The 18,352-nt window shown below is 66.1% G+C and carries 21 protein-coding genes, 6 tRNA genes and 1 riboswitch; of the genes, 11 read left to right on the top strand and 16 right to left on the bottom strand.

The annotated features are described in order from the left end of the window. The first annotated feature begins 121 nt into the window (after positions 1 to 121). Positions 122 to 766 carry a TIGR03085 family metal-binding protein gene (locus ACVWY0_RS11325; protein WP_058932697.1) on the top strand — a complete coding sequence of 215 codons (645 nt, stop codon included), beginning with the start codon at positions 122 to 124 and terminating at the stop codon, positions 764 to 766. 53 nt (positions 767 to 819) lie between these two features. On the opposite strand, the gene hisF is transcribed toward ACVWY0_RS11325, so the two are convergent. From hisF to ACVWY0_RS11255, 14 genes are all read right to left on the bottom strand, one after another. Beyond that, positions 820 to 1,596, bottom strand: a complete 777-nt coding sequence (hisF, locus tag ACVWY0_RS11320; RefSeq protein ID WP_485836771.1) for an imidazole glycerol phosphate synthase subunit HisF — start codon at positions 1,594 to 1,596, stop codon at positions 820 to 822. A gap of 58 nt (positions 1,597 to 1,654) precedes the next feature. Continuing rightward, the gene (hisG, locus tag ACVWY0_RS11315; RefSeq protein ID WP_141140181.1) at positions 1,655 to 2,515 is read right to left on the bottom strand and encodes an ATP phosphoribosyltransferase; all 861 of its coding nucleotides are present in this window, start codon (positions 2,513 to 2,515) and stop codon (positions 1,655 to 1,657) included. Positions 2,516 to 2,608: 93 nt separating this feature from the next. After that, positions 2,609 to 2,872: a phosphoribosyl-ATP diphosphatase gene (locus tag ACVWY0_RS11310; protein ID WP_056345618.1), complete on the bottom strand. Its 264-nt coding sequence runs from the start codon at positions 2,870 to 2,872 to the stop codon at positions 2,609 to 2,611. A gap of 104 nt (positions 2,873 to 2,976) precedes the next feature. Further along, positions 2,977 to 3,462, bottom strand: coding sequence for a 6,7-dimethyl-8-ribityllumazine synthase (gene ribH / locus ACVWY0_RS11305; protein ID WP_463862399.1), 486 nt, complete (start codon positions 3,460 to 3,462; stop codon positions 2,977 to 2,979). 17 nt (positions 3,463 to 3,479) lie between these two features. Then, the gene (gene ribA / locus ACVWY0_RS11300; protein WP_485836796.1) at positions 3,480 to 4,211 is read right to left on the bottom strand and encodes a GTP cyclohydrolase II; all 732 of its coding nucleotides are present in this window, start codon (positions 4,209 to 4,211) and stop codon (positions 3,480 to 3,482) included. 10 nt (positions 4,212 to 4,221) lie between these two features. Further along, on the bottom strand, positions 4,222 to 4,938 hold the full coding sequence (gene ribB, locus ACVWY0_RS11295) for a 3,4-dihydroxy-2-butanone-4-phosphate synthase (protein WP_485836770.1): 717 nt from the start codon (positions 4,936 to 4,938) through the stop codon (positions 4,222 to 4,224). Continuing rightward, positions 4,935 to 5,570, bottom strand: coding sequence for a riboflavin synthase (locus ACVWY0_RS11290; RefSeq protein ID WP_485836769.1), 636 nt, complete (start codon positions 5,568 to 5,570; stop codon positions 4,935 to 4,937). The genes ribB and ACVWY0_RS11290 overlap by 4 nt, the downstream gene beginning before the upstream one ends. Then, on the bottom strand, positions 5,570 to 6,688 hold the full coding sequence (gene ribD / locus ACVWY0_RS11285) for a bifunctional diaminohydroxyphosphoribosylaminopyrimidine deaminase/5-amino-6-(5-phosphoribosylamino)uracil reductase RibD (RefSeq protein ID WP_485836768.1): 1,119 nt from the start codon (positions 6,686 to 6,688) through the stop codon (positions 5,570 to 5,572). Before ribD ends, ACVWY0_RS11290 begins: the two co-directional genes overlap by 1 nt. Positions 6,689 to 6,862: 174 nt before the next feature. Further along, positions 6,863 to 7,017: riboswitch (FMN riboswitch) on the bottom strand. Positions 7,018 to 7,057: 40 nt separating this feature from the next. Then, a complete protein-coding gene (gene rpe, locus ACVWY0_RS11280; protein WP_485836795.1) occupies positions 7,058 to 7,738 on the bottom strand; it encodes a ribulose-phosphate 3-epimerase in 681 nt (226 codons plus the stop codon). Between the two features lie 18 nt (positions 7,739 to 7,756). Continuing rightward, positions 7,757 to 9,346: an RsmB/NOP family class I SAM-dependent RNA methyltransferase gene (locus ACVWY0_RS11275; RefSeq protein ID WP_485836767.1), complete on the bottom strand. Its 1,590-nt coding sequence runs from the start codon at positions 9,344 to 9,346 to the stop codon at positions 7,757 to 7,759. Then, the gene (gene fmt / locus ACVWY0_RS11270) at positions 9,343 to 10,263 is read right to left on the bottom strand and encodes a methionyl-tRNA formyltransferase (protein WP_485836766.1); all 921 of its coding nucleotides are present in this window, start codon (positions 10,261 to 10,263) and stop codon (positions 9,343 to 9,345) included. The genes ACVWY0_RS11275 and fmt overlap by 4 nt, the downstream gene beginning before the upstream one ends. Further along, on the bottom strand, positions 10,260 to 10,838 hold the full coding sequence (def, locus tag ACVWY0_RS11265) for a peptide deformylase (RefSeq protein WP_485836765.1): 579 nt from the start codon (positions 10,836 to 10,838) through the stop codon (positions 10,260 to 10,262). Before def ends, fmt begins: the two co-directional genes overlap by 4 nt. Before the next feature lie 108 nt (positions 10,839 to 10,946). After that, positions 10,947 to 11,807, bottom strand: coding sequence for a cytochrome (locus ACVWY0_RS11260; protein ID WP_485836764.1), 861 nt, complete (start codon positions 11,805 to 11,807; stop codon positions 10,947 to 10,949). A gap of 92 nt (positions 11,808 to 11,899) precedes the next feature. Continuing rightward, positions 11,900 to 11,971 (bottom strand) — tRNA-Val (locus ACVWY0_RS11255). Between the two features lie 228 nt (positions 11,972 to 12,199). On the opposite strand from ACVWY0_RS11255, the gene ACVWY0_RS11250 reads away from it, so the two are divergent. The 6 genes from ACVWY0_RS11250 to ACVWY0_RS11225 all read left to right on the top strand — a co-directional run bounded on the left by ACVWY0_RS11250 (position 12,200) and on the right by ACVWY0_RS11225 (position 13,165). Further along, positions 12,200 to 12,272: transfer RNA gene (locus ACVWY0_RS11250), tRNA-Gly, on the top strand. A gap of 47 nt (positions 12,273 to 12,319) precedes the next feature. Then, positions 12,320 to 12,390 (top strand) — tRNA-Cys (locus ACVWY0_RS11245). Between the two features lie 39 nt (positions 12,391 to 12,429). Next, positions 12,430 to 12,504, top strand: a tRNA-Val gene (locus ACVWY0_RS11240). A 58-nt stretch (positions 12,505 to 12,562) separates the two neighbouring features. Continuing rightward, positions 12,563 to 12,635: transfer RNA gene (locus ACVWY0_RS11235), tRNA-Gly, on the top strand. Between the two features lie 44 nt (positions 12,636 to 12,679). Further along, positions 12,680 to 12,751: transfer RNA gene (locus tag ACVWY0_RS11230), tRNA-Val, on the top strand. A gap of 156 nt (positions 12,752 to 12,907) precedes the next feature. Further along, a complete protein-coding gene (locus tag ACVWY0_RS11225) occupies positions 12,908 to 13,165 on the top strand; it encodes an antitoxin (RefSeq protein WP_485836763.1) in 258 nt (85 codons plus the stop codon). A gap of 113 nt (positions 13,166 to 13,278) precedes the next feature. Here the strand turns inward: ACVWY0_RS11225 and zapE are convergent, their stop codons facing one another. Then, positions 13,279 to 14,316, bottom strand: coding sequence for a cell division protein ZapE (gene zapE, locus ACVWY0_RS11220; RefSeq protein WP_485836762.1), 1,038 nt, complete (start codon positions 14,314 to 14,316; stop codon positions 13,279 to 13,281). A 212-nt stretch (positions 14,317 to 14,528) separates the two neighbouring features. On the opposite strand from zapE, the gene ACVWY0_RS11215 reads away from it, so the two are divergent. Genes ACVWY0_RS11215 through ybaK form a run of 3 tightly spaced genes read left to right on the top strand, consistent with a single transcriptional unit; the run spans position 14,529 to position 16,440 of the window. After that, a complete protein-coding gene (locus ACVWY0_RS11215) occupies positions 14,529 to 15,440 on the top strand; it encodes a sulfurtransferase (protein WP_485836761.1) in 912 nt (303 codons plus the stop codon). A gap of 10 nt (positions 15,441 to 15,450) precedes the next feature. After that, complete coding sequence (locus tag ACVWY0_RS11210) at positions 15,451 to 15,912, top strand: SufE family protein (protein WP_485836760.1); 462 nt, start codon at positions 15,451 to 15,453, stop codon at positions 15,910 to 15,912. A gap of 30 nt (positions 15,913 to 15,942) precedes the next feature. Next, positions 15,943 to 16,440 (top strand): Cys-tRNA(Pro) deacylase, encoded by a 498-nt coding sequence (gene ybaK, locus ACVWY0_RS11205; protein WP_485836759.1) that lies wholly within the window; start codon positions 15,943 to 15,945, stop codon positions 16,438 to 16,440. Here ybaK and ACVWY0_RS11200 read toward each other — a convergent pair. Further along, on the bottom strand, positions 16,437 to 17,639 hold the full coding sequence (locus ACVWY0_RS11200) for an alpha/beta hydrolase family protein (protein WP_485836794.1): 1,203 nt from the start codon (positions 17,637 to 17,639) through the stop codon (positions 16,437 to 16,439). The genes ybaK and ACVWY0_RS11200 overlap by 4 nt on opposite strands. Positions 17,640 to 17,858: 219 nt before the next feature. Here ACVWY0_RS11200 and ACVWY0_RS11195 point away from each other — a divergent pair, with 219 nt between their 5' ends. Continuing rightward, positions 17,859 to 18,350, top strand: a complete 492-nt coding sequence (locus tag ACVWY0_RS11195; RefSeq protein WP_485836758.1) for a hypothetical protein — start codon at positions 17,859 to 17,861, stop codon at positions 18,348 to 18,350. The last annotated feature ends 2 nt before the right edge of the window (positions 18,351 to 18,352 follow it).

Genomic DNA, 18,352 nt, shown 5'->3' with positions numbered 1-18,352 from the left:
GCCTCATCAGCGGCCCCCGAATATGCACCAACGGGCATACAAACAGTGTGTGAACAAGGGCACCTATCGGCTGGCGGTTCTGCTGCCCAACTTCGCTGCTCTCGTGCTAGTTTCACAAGTGATGCATTTCGTCGAACCGTCCCGAGAAGTCCTGGCCGAAACCCTGCTGGCGGCCGGCCCTGATGCCCCCACCCTCTGTAGAGGCTGGCGCACCAGGGACCTTGCCGCGCACCTTTACCTTCGCGAACGCAAGGCTGCCGTAGGGCTTGGCCTCATCATCAAGCGCCTGTCCAAGGCTTCGGACAAGGCCACCGCCAAGCTCGCGGCGAAGCTGAAAACCGCTGACGACTACACCGGCCTCGTGAACACCTTCCGTGGTGGCCCGCCGGCTCTGTCCCCCATGAACATCAAGGCATTGGACGAGAGCTCCAACCTGATCGAATATTTCGTCCACACCGAGGACATCCGCCGGGCTGTGGACCGCTGGGCGCCGCGCGCCCTCGACGAGGCCTACTCGGACGCCCTATGGGACGAACTGATCAAGCGGGCAGCCATCCTTTACCGCGGCGTCGACCTGGGCATTGTGCTGGTGCGCCCGTCCGGCCCGCGGCACGTCGCAAAGCGGGCACCGGTTTCGGTGGCGATCGTTGGTGAGCCGGGCGAACTGCTGATGCACGCCCACGGCCGGACCCGCCACGCCCTGGTCACTTTCGAAGGCCAGCCCGACGCCGTCGCCCTGCTCCAGTCAGCAGAAGTCGGCCTCTAGGTTTCGACAAGCTCAACCACCGGAATCGGTGATCGAGCCTGTCGAGATCCCACTCAGCGGACTTCGAAGCCTGCGTCGCGGATTGCCTGCTTGACCTGGGACATCATGTTGTCCGGTCCCCAGTGGAAGATCGACGCGGCCAGCACGGCATCCGCTCCTGCGGCAACGGCCGGCGGGAAGTGAGCCGGTTCCCCGGCGCCGCCTGAGGCGATGATCGGCACTTTCACCGCGGCCCGGACGAGCCGGATCAGTTCCAGGTCAAAGCCGTCCTTGGTGCCGTCGGCGTCGATGGAGTTGAGCAGGATTTCCCCGATGCCGCGGTCTGCGGCTTCCCTGGCCCACTCGATGGCGTCGATCCCGGTACCCGTACGGCCGCCGTGGGTAGTCACTTCAAAGCCCGACGGCGTGGGCTGGGACCCGGTGCGGATCCGGCGGGCGTCGACGGACAGGACCAGCACCTGCGAACCGAAATGCCGGCTGATTTCGTTGATGACGTCCGGCCGGGCAACGGCGGCCGTGTTGATGGAAGCCTTGTCCGCGCCGAAACGCAGGAGCTTGTCCACCTCGGCAACACCGCGGACACCGCCGCCCACGGTCAGCGGGATGAAGACTTCCTCGGCCGTGCGGCGGACCACGTCGAAGGTGGTTTCGCGGTTGCCCGAGGACGCCGTGACATCGAGGAACGTCAGCTCGTCGGCGCCCGCATTGTCGTAGCGGTGCGCCAGCTCCACCGGGTCACCCGCGTCGCGGAGCCCCTCGAAGTTGATGCCCTTCACAACGCGCCCGGCGTCGACGTCGAGGCAGGGGATGACTCGTACAGCTACAGCCATGGGGACTCCTGGAATTCTCGGGTGGATTCTGCGGCGCGGCGTGAACCGGGCGGGACGCTCAGATACGGCAGGCGTGGATGCTGCTGACCAGGATGGCGCGGGCGCCGAGGTCGTAAAGCTCATCCATGATCCGGTTGGTTTCCTTCTTCGGAACCATGGACCGGACAGCCACCCAGTCGGAGTCGCGCAGCGGCGAGACAGTGGGTGATTCCAGGCCGGGAGTCAGCGCGGCGGCCTGTTCCACGAGCTCCTTGCGGATGTCGTAATCCATCAGCACGTACTGGCGCGCCACAAGGACACCCTGCAGGCGGCGGATCAGGACTTCAATCTCCTTGGCGGTGCCGTTCGCGGCCCCGCCTTCGCCGGTGCGGCGGATCAGGACGGCTTCCGACTTGAGGATCGGCTCGCCGAAGATTTCCATCCCGGCGGCCTTGAGGGTGTTGCCCGTTTCCACGACGTCGGCGATGGCGTCCGCGACGCCCAGGCGCACGGAAGACTCCACGGCGCCGTCGAGCCGGACCACCTTGGCGTTGATGCCCCGCTCGGCGAGGTAGCCGCGGAGCAGGCCGTCGTAGCTGGTGGCGAGGCGCTTGCCTTCCAGCTCTTCTGCTGTGGCGAAGTCACCCACGGGTCCGGCGAAGCGGAACGTGGACGCAGCGAAGCCCAGGGGCAGCAGTTCCTCGGCCTCCACCTCGGCGTCCAGCAGCAGGTCGCGGCCGGTGATGCCGACGTCGAGGGTTCCCCGTCCGACGTACACGGCGATGTCGCGGGGGCGGAGGAAGAAGAACTCAATGTCGTTGTCCGGGTCCATCATGACCAGCTCGCGGGTGTCGCGGCGCTGGCGGTAGCCCGCTTCGGTCAGCATGGCGGAGGCGGCTTCGGACAGGGAGCCCTTGTTGGGTACGGCTACTCGCAGCATGGGGGTCTTTCTTGGTTGGGAGGTCTATGGATCAGGCAAACGGGCCACGCAGGGCACGGGCAGGCAAGTGTTGACCGCCGGGTGCCGCAGTGGCTACAGATGCTTGTAGACGTCTTCCAGGGTCAGGCCTTTAGCGAGCATCAGAACCTGCAGGTGGTAGAGCAGCTGGGAGATTTCCTCGGCCGTGGCCTCATCGGATTCGTACTCAGCGGCCATCCAGACTTCGGCTGCTTCCTCCACGACTTTCTTGCCAATGCCGTGGACTCCGGACTCCAATTCAGCGACGGTGCGGGAGCCTGCCGGGCGGGTGGCTGCCTTCTCACTCAGTTCAGCGAACAGCGTCTCGAAATTCTTCACGCCCTACAGCCTACTTGCTGCCGGCCCGGGGGCGCCTGTCGGGCCGCTGCATGACGGGCGCGATGTGAGCGAACACACACCGCGCCCCGGCAGCCCGCCCGCTGCTACGTGTACTGCTTGAGGAGGACTGCGGTGGCCAGGGCTGCCGTCACGGCTTCATGGCCCTTGTCCTCGCTGGAGCCCGGCAGGCCCGCGCGGTCCAGTCCCTGCTGCTCGGTATCGCAGGTCAGCACGCCGAAGCCCACCGGCACGCCGGTGGAGACACTGACATCGGTCAGACCCGACGTCGCAGCCTGGCAGACGTACTCAAAGTGCGGCGTGCCGCCACGGATCACGACGCCGAGGGCCACCACTGCGTCAAAGTGCGGTGCCAGCCGCGCGGCAGCAACGGGAAGCTCAAAGGCACCCGGAACGCGCAGGACGGTGGGTTCGCTGATGCCCGCGTCCTTGGCGGCGCGCAGGGCGCCGTCCAGGAGTCCGTCCATGATCTGGGTGTGCCAGCTGGCAGCCACAATGGCCAGCCGCAGCTGCGACGTTTCCGCCGGGTTGAGGGTGGTGAGGTCAATATCTGGTGCGCCGTGTCCGCTCATGCGTGAATCTGGTCCGTTCAGTTTTGGTCGTGGTCGAAATCGTCGGCGGCGCCGCTTGGCACCGTGACAATGTGTGTGTCCAGCGTCAGCCGGTGCTCCATGCGGTCCTTTTTGGTCTGCAGGTAGCGGATGTTCTGGTCGCGGGACGGCACCTCGGTGGGCACCATTTCCACCACCTTCACACCCGCTTTGGCGAGCCTGTTCTTTTTGTCCGGGTTGTTGCTCAGGAGCCGGATCTCGTGGAGGCCCATCTCGGCCAGGATCTGGGCGGCCGCCTTGTAGCAGCGGGCGTCCACCGGCAGTCCCAGCTGTTCGTTGGCCTCCACGGTGTCAAAGCCCGCTTCCTGGAGGGCGTAGGCCTTGATTTTGTTGGCCAGGCCGATCCCCCGGCCTTCCTGCCCGCGCAGGTACAGCAGCGTGCCGCCGAACTCGTTGATCAGCTCCAGGGCATAGGCCAGCTGTTCGCCGCAGTCACAACGGTAGGAGCCGAAGACATCGCCGGTCAGGCACTCTGAATGCAGCCTGACCAGCGGAGCAACGCCATCCTTGGGCGGGTTGGGCGAGCTCACCGCCAGGTGTTCGGCGCCCGTGACCAGGTCTGTCCACGCCTGGGTAATGAAATCGCCAAATGCCGTGGGCAGCTGCACAATGGGACCGCCGCTCACGGGGTGGTGGGCCCGGCCATTGCCGGCCGCCCCCTGATGGTGTCCGTTCTGGTGGCTGTTGTCCGATACTCCGGAAGCCGTCATCATTACTCCTCTACTCCGCCCGGGCGTCCGGCCCGGTGTCACTGTCGGCGGGTGTCCCGGTTCCTGCTTCAAGGTAGGCCACCAGATCCTCAATCGAGATCAGGGGGCACCCGTGTTCAGCGGCGAATCCCCGCAGCCCGTCGAGCCGCATCATTTCACCGTCGTCGTACACAACCTCGGCGATAACACCCACTGGCTCAAGTCCGGCGAGCCGGCAGAGGTCCACGGCCGCTTCGGTATGGCCGGGGCGTTCACGCACTCCTCCGTTAACTGCCCGGAGCGGGAAAATATGCCCGGGCCGGGTCACGGCGGCCGGTCCGGCGCCCGGGTCTGCCAGGACGCGGGCCGTGAGGGCCCGGTCCGTGGCGGAGATTCCGGTGCTGACACCCACCGCCGCGTCGCACGAAACCGTGTACGCCGTTCCCTTCGCGTCCTGGTTCACGGCCACCATGGGCGGCAGGGCCAGGGCGTCGGCGCGCTCGCCGGTCAGGGGGACGCAGATGACGCCGGAGCTGTACCGGATCGTCCAGCCCATGAGGGCAGGGGTGGCATGCTGTGCGGCGAAGATGATGTCGCCTTCGTTTTCGCGGTCCTCGTTGTCCACCACCAGCACGGGCCGGCCGGCGGCCATGGCGCGAATGGCATCTTCGACAGGGTCAAGTCCGAAGGTTGCGCTAGGCACCGGGGCTGCGGACGCGGCCGGCTCCAGCCGAACGGTGGCGTTCATCGTTCGCCCCCGGTGGTTGCGCCGGTGCTGAATGCCAGCAACCGTTCGGTGTATTTCGCGAGGACGTCCACCTCAAGGTTGACCCGGCTGCCGGTTTCTTTGGCCCCCAGGCCAGTCTCTGCCAGCGTGGTGGGGATCAGCCCCACTTCGAACCAGGGCTCCGGCTCCGCGGCCGGGCTGACCGCCGTGACGGTGAGCGAGACGCCGTCGATCGCTATGGAGCCCTTCTCCGCGACATAGCGGGCAAGGTTGACTGGCACACCGAACCGGAGGCGTTCCCAGTTGCCGAGCGCCTCGCGCTCCAGCAGCTGCCCGACGCCGTCGACGTGGCCCTGGACGACGTGGCCGTCGAGCCGGCCGCCGGCGGGGACGCAGCGCTCAAGGTTCACCGAGTCACCGGCGGCAAGTTCGCCGATGGTGCTGCGGACGAGGGTTTCGCCCATCACGTCAACGCTGAACTCTTTGCCCTCGATGGCGGTGGCCGTCAGGCAGACTCCGTTGACGGCAATGGACCCGCCCAGTGCGAACCCCTCGGTGGTACCGGGGGCCCGCAGGCGGAGCGTTGCGCTGGCATCGCCGTCCCGCTCCACGGACAGGACCTGTCCCTGTTCGGCAATAATTCCGGTAAACATCAGTAGCCTCCCATGGCTGGTTCCGCGGCAGCGCGGGATAGGTGTGGTTCAAAAGCTTCGGTTGGTTCTGGACGGAGGTGCAGCCTCAGGTCCCGGCCCAGGGTCAGGACGGCGCCGCCGTCGGAGGGGTCCCAGTCCCAGTGCCGGGCGTCCGCGAGGGTGGTGATTCCCAGTCCGTTGAGGGCGGGAGTGCCGGAGCCCAGCAGGGTGGGGGCAACGTAGACAATGAGTTCGTCCACAAGCCCGGCGGCCAGGAATGAACTGAGGATGCGTGAGCCGCCTTCCACCATGACGTGGCGGACTCCCTCCGCGTAAAGGAGGGAGAGCGCCTCCCGCGGATCCCGCGTGGCGAGGTGGAGCACGTTACCGTCATCACCGCGGACGGCGGCGTCGGCCGGAATGTCACGCAGGCCCATCACGGCACGCAGCGGCTGCTTGCCCGATGTCGCTCCGGACTCGTCCCGGGCTGACAGCCGGGGGTTGTCCACCAGCACGGTCTGGGTCCCCACGAGGATGGCGTCAATCCGTCGCCTGAGCCCGTGGTTGTCAGCGAGCGACTCAGGCGAGGAGATCCACTGGCTCGTGCCATCCTCGGCGGCTATCCGGCTGTCCAGCGTCTGGGCAATGTGCAGCGTCACAAACGGGCGTTGTGCGGCCACTCCCAGGAACCACTGACGGTTCAACTCGAACGACTCGCCGGCCGCGAGCCCGCTGCGGACCTGCACCCCGGCGTTCCGGAGGGTGGCAGCGCCGCCCGCCGCAGGGTCATGCGGATCGTCGACGGCGTAGATCACGTCCGTGATTCCGGCACGAATAATCGCCTGCGTGCAGGGCCCCGTGCGGCCGCTGTGGTCACAGGGTTCCAGTGTGATCACCATCGTGCAGCCGCTCAGGTCCAGCCCGGCTGCCTCAGCCTGGGTGATCGCGTCCGCTTCAGCATGCGGCGTGCCGGCGCCGCGGTGGTACCCGGTTACCAACTGGCGGCCGGCCGCATCGATGGCGACGGCGCCCACCAGCGGATTCGCTCCGCGCGGGCCCTGCAGGGCTGCTTGCAGCGCTGCGTCCATGGCGGCGGTTTCGGCGGCACTGAACGCCGTGACGTTTTCGATCCGGGTCATGGGGCGGCCACCGGTCCGGTGGCTTCGGTTCCCGGAGCATGGGAAATCCTGGCTTCAAAGAGCCATCGCAAGGGGTTCATGTGTGTTGTCGTTCCTTCCCTCTAGAACCGCGATGGCTCCGGGGGTATACGACAGCAGAAGGCCGCAGCGCCATAAGGCGCCACAGATACAGCTGTACGTGCTTCTCTCATCCAGACTTTAACTGTCGGTACCGGAATTTCACCAGTTCAACCGTCCGCCGGTTCCTTCCCTGAAGGGGGAAAGCGCCGGCTCGCGGGTCGCGGACTATCACCGCCGGTTCGGACTTACACCGACCCCGGAGCACGTATTGTGTGTTGCTATTGTGCCATAACCACAAGGTGGCCCAGACTATTCCGCGGACGCAGCACGTAACTTGATGCTGCCGGCTTCGCGGAGCCGTCCGATGGCTGCTGCCGGGTCCTCCGCGCCGTAGACAGCCGAACCCGCCACGAAGACGTTGGCACCTGCTTCGGCCGCCCGCAGAATGGTTTCCTCGGTAATGCCGCCGTCCACCTGGATGGCGACATTGATTCCGGAGCCGTCAATGGCTGCCCGGGCCTTGCGGATCTTGGGCAGGGTGAAGTCCAGAAACGCCTGGCCGCCGAAGCCCGGCTCCACGGTCATGATCAGGAGCATGTCCAGTTCCTCGAGCATGTCCAAGTAGGGTTCCACAGCTGTGGCTGGGCGCAGCGCCATGCCGGCCTTGGAGCCCCGGGCCCTCAGCTCGCGGGCCAGTTTGACCGGTGCAATGGAGGCCTCGGCGTGGAAGGTCACGGATGCCAGCCCTGCGTCGGCGAACCCCGGTGCCCAGCGGTCGGCGTCGGAGATCATCAGGTGGGCGTCCAGCGGGACGGGGCTGACCGCCTGGATCCGCTGGACCACGGGCAGCCCGATGGTGAGGTTGGGGACAAAGTGGTTGTCCATCACGTCCACGTGCACGGCGTCAGCGTTGCTGATGCGCTGCAGTTCGGCCTCGAGGTTGACGAAGTCGGCGGACAGGATGCTGGGGTTGATGCAGCATTGCGGCATGGGGGAACCTTTCACGGGTCAGGCTTTCTTCCGGATGAGGGCCAGGAACATGGCATCGGTGCTGTGGATGTGCGGCCAGAGTTGCGCCGTGGAATCGTGGCCTGCGCCCAGGTTCCCGGTCAGGCTCACGCTGTCCAGCACCGCACCGGCGTCCAGCAGCTCCAGGTCATCACGCTTCCGGAGGGCATCGCTGACCACCGCCGTGGTTTCGGCCGGGTGGGGTGAACAGGTCACGTAGGCAACCACGCCGCCGGGGCGGACGGCGTCGAGCGCCGATTTCAGCAGGGCACGCTGCAGCGGACCGAGGTCCGCGAGGTCCTTGGGGGTGCGGCGCCAGCGGGACTCCGGCCTGCGGCGCAGCGCACCAAGCCCGCTGCAGGGGACATCCACCAGGACCCGGTCAAAGGATTCCGGCTGCTCAGTGCCCACGTCGCGGCCATCGCCGGTCCGGACGCGCCAGACGTCCCTGGGCACAGCTGACAGGGCTTGGCTGACGAGTTTGGCACGGTGCGGGGCAGGTTCATTGGCGAGCAGCGTGGCGCCCTGGGCGTTGGCCAGCGCGCCAAGGAGGGCCGCCTTGCCGCCGGGGCCGGCGCACAGGTCCAGCCAGGTTTCGTTCTGGCGTTCTGCTCCAGTGCCGTCGGTGGGGTCGAGGTCCACTGCCGCCATGGCGCGGGCCACCAGCTGCGAGCCGACGTCTTGGACGCGCGTGCTGCCTTCCCGTATGGAGGCCAGGCGGCCGAGGTCTCCGCCGCTGGAGAGTGCCGAGCCTTCAACGAGTTCACCCAGGGTGGCCCCGCTTTCCAGGGCTTCGTCCAGGCTGCCCAGGCCTGGCAGTGCAACGAGGTTGACCACCGGAGCCGCGTTATCGGCTTCCAGCAGGTCGTTGATCTCGGTGGCGGACCGTCCGTGGGCCACCAAGGACTGGCGCATCGCACGGACAATCCATTCGGGGTGGGCGTACCGGAGGGACGCGATGGTGGTTTCGTCGCTTTCACCGGCAACGAGGACCTCAAGCCACTCCTCCAGCGTGTGCGCCGTGACCTTCCGCAGCACCGCATTGATCAGGGCGGAGGGTCCGGCGCCGATGACGGCGCGGGCCAGGCCCACGGTCTGATCCAGAGCGGCGTGGGCCGGGACGCGCATGGCCAGCAGCTGATGGGTGCCGATCCGCAGGGCGTCCAGGATGGCGGGGTCAAGCTGGTCCAGCGGCCGGTCAACGCAGCGGGCCAGGATGGCATCGTAGGTGCCCTGGCCACGCAGGGCACCGTAGCTGAGCTCGGTGGCGAAGCCGGCGTCGCGCTTGTCCAGGCCGTGATGGCGGATGCGGGACGGGAGCACCAGGTTGGCGTAAGCGTCCTCGGCGGCTACCGCGCGCAGGACTTCAAAAGCCACCAGCCGCGCGGGGTCAGCCCGGCGGGTCCGCTGCGCAGGAGCGTTTTCGGTGAAGCTCCGCTGCGAGGGGCGGTTGCGTTCGCGGCCCTGGGCGTTGCGCTGGCTGGAATCCCGCGGCCCGCCCTTGCCCCGTCCGCTGTTGCCGCGTCCGCCGCCCGGGGCGCCGCTGCCGCTGCCGCCCGTGCCGCCTGCATTACCGCCGGATTCGCTCATTCGAAGACCACGCTTTCCAGTGTTGCCATGCCACGCGCCCAGTCGGCGGCGGCCATCATCTTTTTGCCCGAAGGCTGGATCCTCGTTAGCTCCACAGCGTGGGATCCGGTGCCCACCAGGACGCTCTTGCCGTCGAGGAATACTGCGCCGGGCTGCAGGTCAGTGTCGTCCGGCCGGAGCCGGACGGGTTCGAGTTTGACGCGCTGTCCGTCCAGGGTGGTCCAGGCGCCGGGCTCGGGAGTTACGCCGCGGGCGCGCCTGCCGATCGCCAGGGCGGGCTGCTTCCAGTCGAGCCGGCCGTCATCGATGGTCAGCTTGGGGGCCAGTGAAACGTCGCCGACCTGCTGCTGGGCAGCTGCCCTCCCGGCTTCGACGGCGGCCAGCGTCTGGGCAAGGAGCACGGCCCCGCTGTTGGACAGCCGCTCCAGCAGCGCCCCGGCGGTGTCCTCCGGGCCAACGCCCTCGGTCAGCGTTCCGAAGACCGGGCCGGTGTCCAGACCTTCTTCCAACAGGAAGGTGACTGCCCCGGTGACGTCGTCGCCGGCCATCACGGCCCGCTGCACGGGGGCAGCGCCACGCCATGCGGGAAGCAGGGAAAAGTGCAGGTTGATCCACCCGTGCGGGGGAACATCAAGGGCGGGGCGCGGAATCAGGCCGCCGTATGCCACGATGGCGGCCACATCCGGCTTGGCCGCGGCGATTTTCGCCGTCACGGCCTCGTCCACGCGGGTGGCGTGGATGACGTCTATTCCCAGCTCGGCGGCGCGGGCGGCAACGGGCGACGGCGTCAGCACCCGTTTGCGCCCTATCGGCGCGTCGGGACGGGTCAGGACGGCAACGATCTCAAAGCCGGCCTCAACGAGGGCGTTAAGGGACGGGACGGCCACGGCGGGGGTGCCGGCAAAAAGTACCCTCATGCGGTGGCGCCGCCGCCGAAGCTCGCGCCCCCGAAACTGGACCCGACCGTCTTGGCGCGCTTCGCCGTCGTGCGTTCCGTAATGGCGTCATAGTTGGCATTACGGATGGAACGCAGGGCCGTTGTCCGGTCCTCGCCTTCCAGCCTGTCGGTGTAGAGGATGCCGTCCAGGTGGTCCGTCTCGTGCTGGAAACAACGGGCCAGCAGGCCTTCTCCCTCCACCGCGACAGGATTCCCGTTCAGGTCAACACCGGTGGCGCGTGTGGCGCGGAAGCGGCGGACCGGGAACGCCAGGCCAGGAATGGACAGGCAACCCTCAACCTGGTCCGCCTGGAAGTCCTCGCTGTTTTCCAGGACCGGATTGATGATGTGGCCCTCCACGCCGTCGATCCGGTAGGTGAAGACCCGCTGGCTGACGCCAATCTGGGGGGCCGCGAGGCCGGCGCCATCCACGTCCTCCATGGTTTCCGTCATGTCCGCGACCAGCTTGGCGAGCTCAGGACCGAATTCCGTCACGGGATCGGCCACTGTGCGGAGCACAGGATCACCGATGATGCGGATATTCAGAATGGCCATGTGCTGTCTTTCCTCACGGTGGGCGTTATTGGCGAACCTATCCAGTTTAGGCGCAGGGGAACCACCCCCGGGACTCCGGGCAGACGTGCGCCGGGCAGGCGCGCTCCGCTAGGCGCTGCGGACCTGCGCGGACGCGGGTGGAGCCACCGGAAGAAGCGCAGACCCGGCGGCGAGCGTATCGGCGGACAGTTCCCAGACGCGGCGCAGGGCGCAGAACTTCCACCAGTGGTGCTTGAGGACGTCGGGGTTGGCGCGGACCGGACGGACTTCGGTCTCGCCGATAGCCACAGCCAGCAGTAACGGGTTCTCACCGTACTTCCAGGGCTCCCATTCCCCTGCCACGGCATCCACGAGGCTTTCTTCGGCCTTCATGCCGGCCACCAGTTGCATAACCACCTTGTCGTCCAGCGGCTTGACGGTGCCGTCCCGCGTGGTGCCCTTGGTCTTGTAATCAATAACGCAGATCCGGCCGTTGATTTTGGCCACGAGGTCCAGCGTCCCGGCATAGCCCACTGACTTGTTCCAGACGGTAATTTCCGGTGCGATGGGCTCTACGCCGTAGAGGTCCCACCACTCATCGAACCGCAGGGCAAAGCCTTCCTCGCCGTTGGCCGCCAACGCCTCGCGGGTTTCCTTCATGGCGTGGGGCCGGCCCAGGGCGCGGAGCGCAACCTGCTCGCAGTAATTATGGACGCGGTCGCCGCGTTTGGCGGCCTCGTCGCGATACAGTTCTGCTGCTTTTGAGGCCCGGTTGACGGCCTGCCGGATTTTCGCCGGGCTGCCCAGGCAATCGGCCAGCAGCGGATCCTTCGCCAGGCTGCTGGCGCCCATGTAACCGAACCAGCCGTCCAGGCCGTGCGGCTGCTGGCCGATGACGGTGGTGATTGACGGAACGGAGAACTGTTCGGAGGTGGACCGCGCATACATGCGGCCGTATTCCGTGGCGTGGGCAAGGAGTGGATCAGTCATACAAAGACTCTTTCACAAGGGGCTGACAGAATGGCGGGCACAAAAAAGGTCCGTTTCCGCTCGGCTGAGCGGAAACGGACCAGATTCCTCGGTGGGCGATACTGGGTTCGAACCAGTGACCTCTTCGGTGTGAACGAAGCGCGCTACCACTGCGCCAATCGCCCCGATGCCTTTGAATGCTAGCCGACCCGGCGGGGTTTATGGAAATCGAGCCGGGACCGGAGTCGAATTACACGCCTGTAATTAGCAAAATCCCCTAGATTGCAGGGATCCAGGGGCATTGCCGCCGTTGAGGCACGCTCGATTTGGAGAATCCCTGAACCTCCTATAGAGTTCTTACTCGTTGGAACGCGAGGAATTGCCCGAAACGGCACGGATTCAGCGGCCCAAATGCGGACGTAGCTCAGCTGGTAGAGCACCACCTTGCCAAGGTGGATGTCGCGAGTTCGAATCTCGTCGTCCGCTCGCAGGACACTGTCACGGCAAAGATTTTTCGGAATCGGCGCTTACACGGTGGGTTGGCCGAGAGGCGAGGCAGCGGCCTGCAAAGCCGTTCACACGGGTTCGAATCCCGTACCCACCTCGGTGAAAACCATGGATTCCGGTTTACGCCGGACGAAATGGGCGATTGGCGCAGCGGTAGCGCGCTTCCCTGACACGGAAGAGGTCACTGGTTCGATCCCAGTATCGCCCACCAAGCAAGGAAACTTGCTTCATGCAGTACGTCTGGCCACCGGCCAGGCTGTACTTCATACGCGGACGTAGCTCAGCTGGTAGAGCACCACCTTGCCAAGGTGGATGTCGCGAGTTCGAATCTCGTCGTCCGCTCTCTACCCCAGTAATAAATCCGAAATGACCGGCCTTCCGGTTCCGGGCGATTGGCGCAGCGGTAGCGCGCTTCCCTGACACGGAAGAGGTCACTGGTTCGATCCCAGTATCGCCCACACACAGCAGCTCCCCCGAGAGCTGCTTTTTTTATTGCCTGAATGGCCCGCCTTCGACTTTACAGAAATTGTCACAGCACCTTGGCACGCCCCGCAGAGAGGGCTAGGATCGGTTGCGGAGGAGCGACCTGGCTCCGCGATTGAAGGGAGGTGCTCGTGGGACTGATTGACGATCTCAAGGGCAAGGCTCAGGGTCTCATCCACGGCAACGAGCGGGCCATCAAGGACGGCATCACCAAGGCCGGCGATTTTGTCGACTCAAAGACCGGCGGCAAGTACGCAGGCCACGTCGATAAGATCCAGGATGGCGCTTCCAAGCTCGTTGACAAGAACGACGGAACCCCCGGCGAGACGCCTGCCACCGAGCAAGCTCCGCCAGTCAACCCGGTTCCCCCGGTTGAGAAGGCTCCGTAAGAAGGATTTGGCCAGGGCATTGCCCTAGCACGTCAAGGGGGTGCGGGTCCCGCCGGGAGGCGGCACCCGCACCTTTGGCGCTTAACGGACTGTCCAGCTTCCCCAGCCGCTGCCTAGGACGGCTCGTGGTTCTGGCCTTCGCGGGCCAGTGCGGTCAGGCGGGACACAGCGCGGAAATACTTCTTGGTGTACCCGCCGTGCATCATCTCATCCGTAAAGAGTTTGTCGAAGGGGACGCCGCTGGCCAGGATGGGCACATCCTTGTCGTACAGGCGGTCCGCCAACACCACGAAGCGAAGCGCCACTGCCTGTTCGGTGATGGTCTCCACGTTGCGCCACACAACGCCGTCGATGCCGTCGATGAGCTGCCGGTAACGGCTCGGGTGGACACCGGCCAGGTGGCCGATCAGTGAACTGAATTCGTCCTCTGCCACGGTCTTGCCGTCGAACTCGGCCCTCATCTGTGCGGCGAGCTGGCTGTTCTTCAGCGGTGCCGGGGCGGCGGGCAGGCCACGGTGGCGGAAGTCCTCGCCGTCGATCCTGATGACGTCGAACTGGTCCGCCAGGACCTGGATTTCACGGGCAAAGTCGACGGCGGCAAAGCGGCCGTCGCCCAGCGAACCCGGCAGGGTGTTGGACGTGGCAGCCAGCTTGACGCCGGCGTCGGCCAGTTCACGCATCAGACGGGACATCAGCACGGTGTCACCCGGATCATCCAGCTCGAATTCGTCGATGCACACCAGCTTGTAGTGGCTCAGCGCCTCAACAGTTTTGCGGAAGGAAAGCGCCCCGACCAGGTTGGTGTATTCCACAAACGTGCCGAAGGCCTTGGGGCCCGGGGCGGCATGCCACAGCGAGGCCAGCAGGTGGGTTTTGCCGACGCCGAATCCTCCGTCGAGGTAGATCCCCGCCCTGGTAGCGACCTTCTTGGTGAAGAGCTTCTTGAACAGGCCGTCGCCGTCGCCGGCTCCAACTCCCCCGGCGAACGCTTCCAGCGCCTTGACCGCCGCCGCCTGGGACGGCTGGTTCGGGTCCGGCCGGTAGCTGGCAAAGGAGACCTGGCCGAACCGTGCGGACGGATAGAAACCTTTGAGGAGTTCATCCACCGAAACCGCCGGAGTGCGGGCGGCAAGCTGTTCGATCTGTACCAAGGTGGTCCGTTCTGCTGGTGGGTTGTCCCCAGAAAGAATACCGGCAACAGCCCGGGCCTCCCCCGCCGTGCGGCCGGCAGGGGCCCGGGCGTGACGAAGGCCATATTTCCCACTGTTAACAAGGAGGCGGACAGGGCGGCCGGCCATGGCTAGTGTGGGAGGCAGGTTTTCCTTCTACAGCATCCGCCGTGTCTCAGTGAAAGGCCACCACCATGTCCTACGCAGTTGAACAGAACGAGAAGTTCGCCACCTACGCCAACCCGGAGCGTCTGGTATCCACCGACTGGCTTGCCGCCGCACTTGAGGGTGGCGCCCTTACGGACGGAAAGCTGGTGGTGGTCGAATCCGACGAGGACGTTCTCCTTTACGAGACCGGCCACATCCCCGGATCCGTCAAAATCGACTGGCACACCGACCTTAACGATCAAGTGACCCGCGACTACGTGAACGGCGAGGCATTCGCCGCCCTGGCCGCTGCCAAGGGCATCTCCCGCGACGCCACGGTGGTCATCTATGGGGACAAGTCCAACTGGTGGGCCGCCTATGCACTCTGGGTCTTTACCCTGTTCGGCCACGAGGATGTCCGGCTGCTCGACGGCGGCCGGGACAAGTGGATCGCCGAAGGCCGCGACCTGACCACGGAGCAGACCGCCCCGGCACCCGGTGACTACCCGGTGGTGGAGCGCAACGACGCCCCCATCCGCGCGTTCAAGGAAGATGTGCTGGCACACTTCGGCAAGCCGCTCATTGACGTCCGCTCCCCTGAGGAATACACCGGCCAGCGGACCCACATGCCGGCCTACCCGGAAGAAGGTGCGCTCCGCGGCGGCCACATTCCCACGGCAGCATCCATTCCCTGGGCGCGCGCCGCTGCGCCGGACGGAACGTACCGCAGCCGGGAAGAACTCGAGGCCCTCTACCTGGGCGAGGCCGGGTTGGCCGCAGGCGATGACGTGGTGGCTTACTGCCGCATCGGAGAGCGTTCCAGCCACACCTGGTTCGCGCTCAAGTACCTGCTGGGCTTTGACACTGTCCGGAACTACGACGGCTCCTGGACCGAGTGGGGCAACGCCGTACGTGTTCCCATCGCCAAGGGCACGGAACGCGGCACGGTCCCGGCGTAAACTGGAACAGATGACTACACATGACCTGCCCGCCGCATTGGCGGAAATCGTGGATGACTTCCAAGCCCTGACCGAACCCGATCGGCTTCAGTTGCTGCTTGAGTTCTCGCGCGAGCTGCCGGAACTGCCGGCCCGTCTGAAGGACCACCCCGAGCTCCTGGAGCAGGTGGTGGAATGCCAGTCGCCGCTGTTCCTGACCATCGAGACGGAAAAGAACGACGCCGGCCCGGCTGACGCCGTTCGGCTCTACTTCAAGGCGCCACCGGAAGCCCCCACCACGCGGGGTTTCGCCGGTGTGCTCCACGAGGGACTCGACGGACTCAGCGCCGCCGAAATCCTGGCGGTGCCGGACGATATGCCGGAGCTGCTGGGCCTGACGCGGGCCATCACGCCACTGCGGATGCGCGGCATGACCGCCATGCTGGGACGGATCAAGCGCAAGGTCGCTGCTACGTCCCGGTCCGCGTCCTGATCCCCTGATCTCTGTCGGAAACTGAACGCTTTGGGACGCAAGAGTTCTTCAAACGGAACGCCGGCCACAGCCGCCCTGGCTGCAGCCGGCGTTCCTTTTGTGCTGCATCCGTATGCCCATGATCCTTCCGCGGCCAGCTACGGCGCGGAAGCCGCCGAAGCCTTGGGCATCGCTCCGGAGAAGGTCTTCAAGACCCTCATGGTGGAAGTCGAAGGCCGGCTGGCCGTGGGGGTTGTGCCGGTCAGCGGAAACCTTGACCTGAAGGCATTCGCGGCCGCCTTGGGCGCCAAGAAGGCTTCGATGGCAGATCCTGCGGCTGCTGAACGCCGCACGGGCTACGTCCTGGGCGGGATCTCGCCGTTGGGCCAGCGCCAGACATCACCCACAGTGGTGGACAGCAGCGCCCTCAATCTGGGGACGATGCTGGTTTCCGGTGGTAAGCGCGGCTTGGACGTTGAGCTTGCACCGGCCGACCTCATCCGGCTGACCTCCGCTGTGACAGCCGCCATCGGCACGCGCACACCTTAGCGGTTCTGGCCGGGATTAAGCCGTTGAGCCAGCTGGGGCCGGAGCCACGCCTTAATCAGGTTCTCCCAGCGCTGGGGATCGACATTCCATTCCTTGGTGTGCCTGGCGTGATTGAACGTTTCGAACGTGACCATGTCCGGATTCCGCTCGGCCAGAAGGGCGGACGGTTCATAGGGAACGTACTCGTCATCAACGCTGTGGATGATCAGGGTGGGCGTCCGGACTTCGACGGCGCGCGCCACCCAGTCCATGGCCTTGAGGTCCACGGGTGCGGCCAGGCCGGTGAGCCTGCGGCCCACAGGGTGGCCCAGCATCAGCTGCCCGTAGCGGCCAACGAGGGACGGAATGCGGTTGATCTGCGCATGGTGGGCCAGCACATTGACCCAGTTGATGACGGGCGCGTCCAGGACCATGGCCCGGATCAGGTGACGGTGAGGCGAGAGATCGGCCGTCTGCAGGCAGATGGCGCCGCCCATGGACCAGCCGAAGAGAACAATTTCCTCGGCGCCGTTGGCCAGGGCGAACTCGATGGCAGCCTCCACGTCATGCCATTCCGTGGATCCCAGGCCGTACCGGCCATCCTCGGCCGACGGCGCCAACCCGTCGTTCCGGTATGAGACAAGCAGGCTGGTAAGCCCCAGTTCGAGGGCGGGACCTACCGCCCGGAGGGCCTCCTGGCGGGTGGCCCCACGGCCGTGAACCATGACTGCCCAGGTCCGGGCAGGTCCGCCGGCCCGGACCAGCCACGCCGGTGCTGTGCCGCCGTCGACGTCGATCTGCACGTCCTCCGCCGCAAAGCCGGCGGCAGCGGGGTCCGGGTAGAGCGCACCGCTCCACCATCCGCGGCGGGCCGTTTCAAGATCGCCGGCGTAGACGGCTTCCACTTCGCGCAGGACCGTGCCGTCCGCCGGCGAATAGGACACGATCCGCCCGATCCGGGCGTGGCCCTTCCCGCCGTCGAAAAACAACCCATAGACGCCCTCCACAGTGGTCTCAGGAGTGGCTGTCAGGATGACCTTGCGGCCGCCTCCTTCCCGGAGCACGGCGAGGACTTCCTGGTCCGCCGTCCGCTGCCGGACTGGAGTGATCACGCGCCTGGCAAAATAAAGCGCCAGTGCGGAGGAGCCTGTGGCCAGCAGGCCGGCAAGGGCCCCGCCGCCAATGACGCCGCCGAGCGCCCATTTGGCGCGCAGCGACATGTGGCCGTCGGCCTGGATCGGAACTGCCGCCGTCAACGTGGAGGTGCGCGTGGAAGGTGCCATGGAACCATTCTTACTGCCGCAGACGGGTTGACCATATTCCGTCCGGCACGTGGCACCGGAATTCTGCCGGCCCCGGGGACGCCGCGCGCATGACACCGCACGCACCGATCGGCCCAAATGGATGCAGGCGCCGGTGCGCACGACTAGGCTGATGCCATGAGCGATCCAATCGTCATCCTGACCGAAGAACCCCTGGGCGCGGACGACCGCGTCAACATAGAACGCCTGGTGGACGGGCAGGACACTCCCCTTGTCCTGCTGGTTCCAGGGAACACTGAACGGCATCTGCTGGTGGATTTCCTTGAGAATCTCTCCCTGCTGGACGTTGCTAAGGCGTTCCGCGAACTGACCGCCCACGCCCCGGACCCCACCGCTGAACGGGCCGAGGCTGCAGAGACGCTGGCCGTCTCGCTGGCCGCCTTGGAGGGGCTGGGCGCCGGGGTCACGGGCGAAGTAGTGGACGGTGGGGCCGTCAACGGCCTCGTGGCCAAGGTCAAGGAACTCGGCGCAGCCCAGGCAGTAGTGATCACCCGTCCTCATGCAGTAGCGGATACGTTCCACACGGACTGGGCCAACAAAGCCCAGGACCAGCTGGGGCTCCCGGTGCTTCACCTGTATGCCGGTTCGGGATTTATCGGCGACTCCTGAGC

It is taken from the genome of Arthrobacter sp. UYNi723 (genome assembly GCF_054057635.1).
The sequence above is the reverse complement of the archived record's forward strand: the minus strand, read 5'-3'. Positions and strand labels throughout refer to the sequence as shown.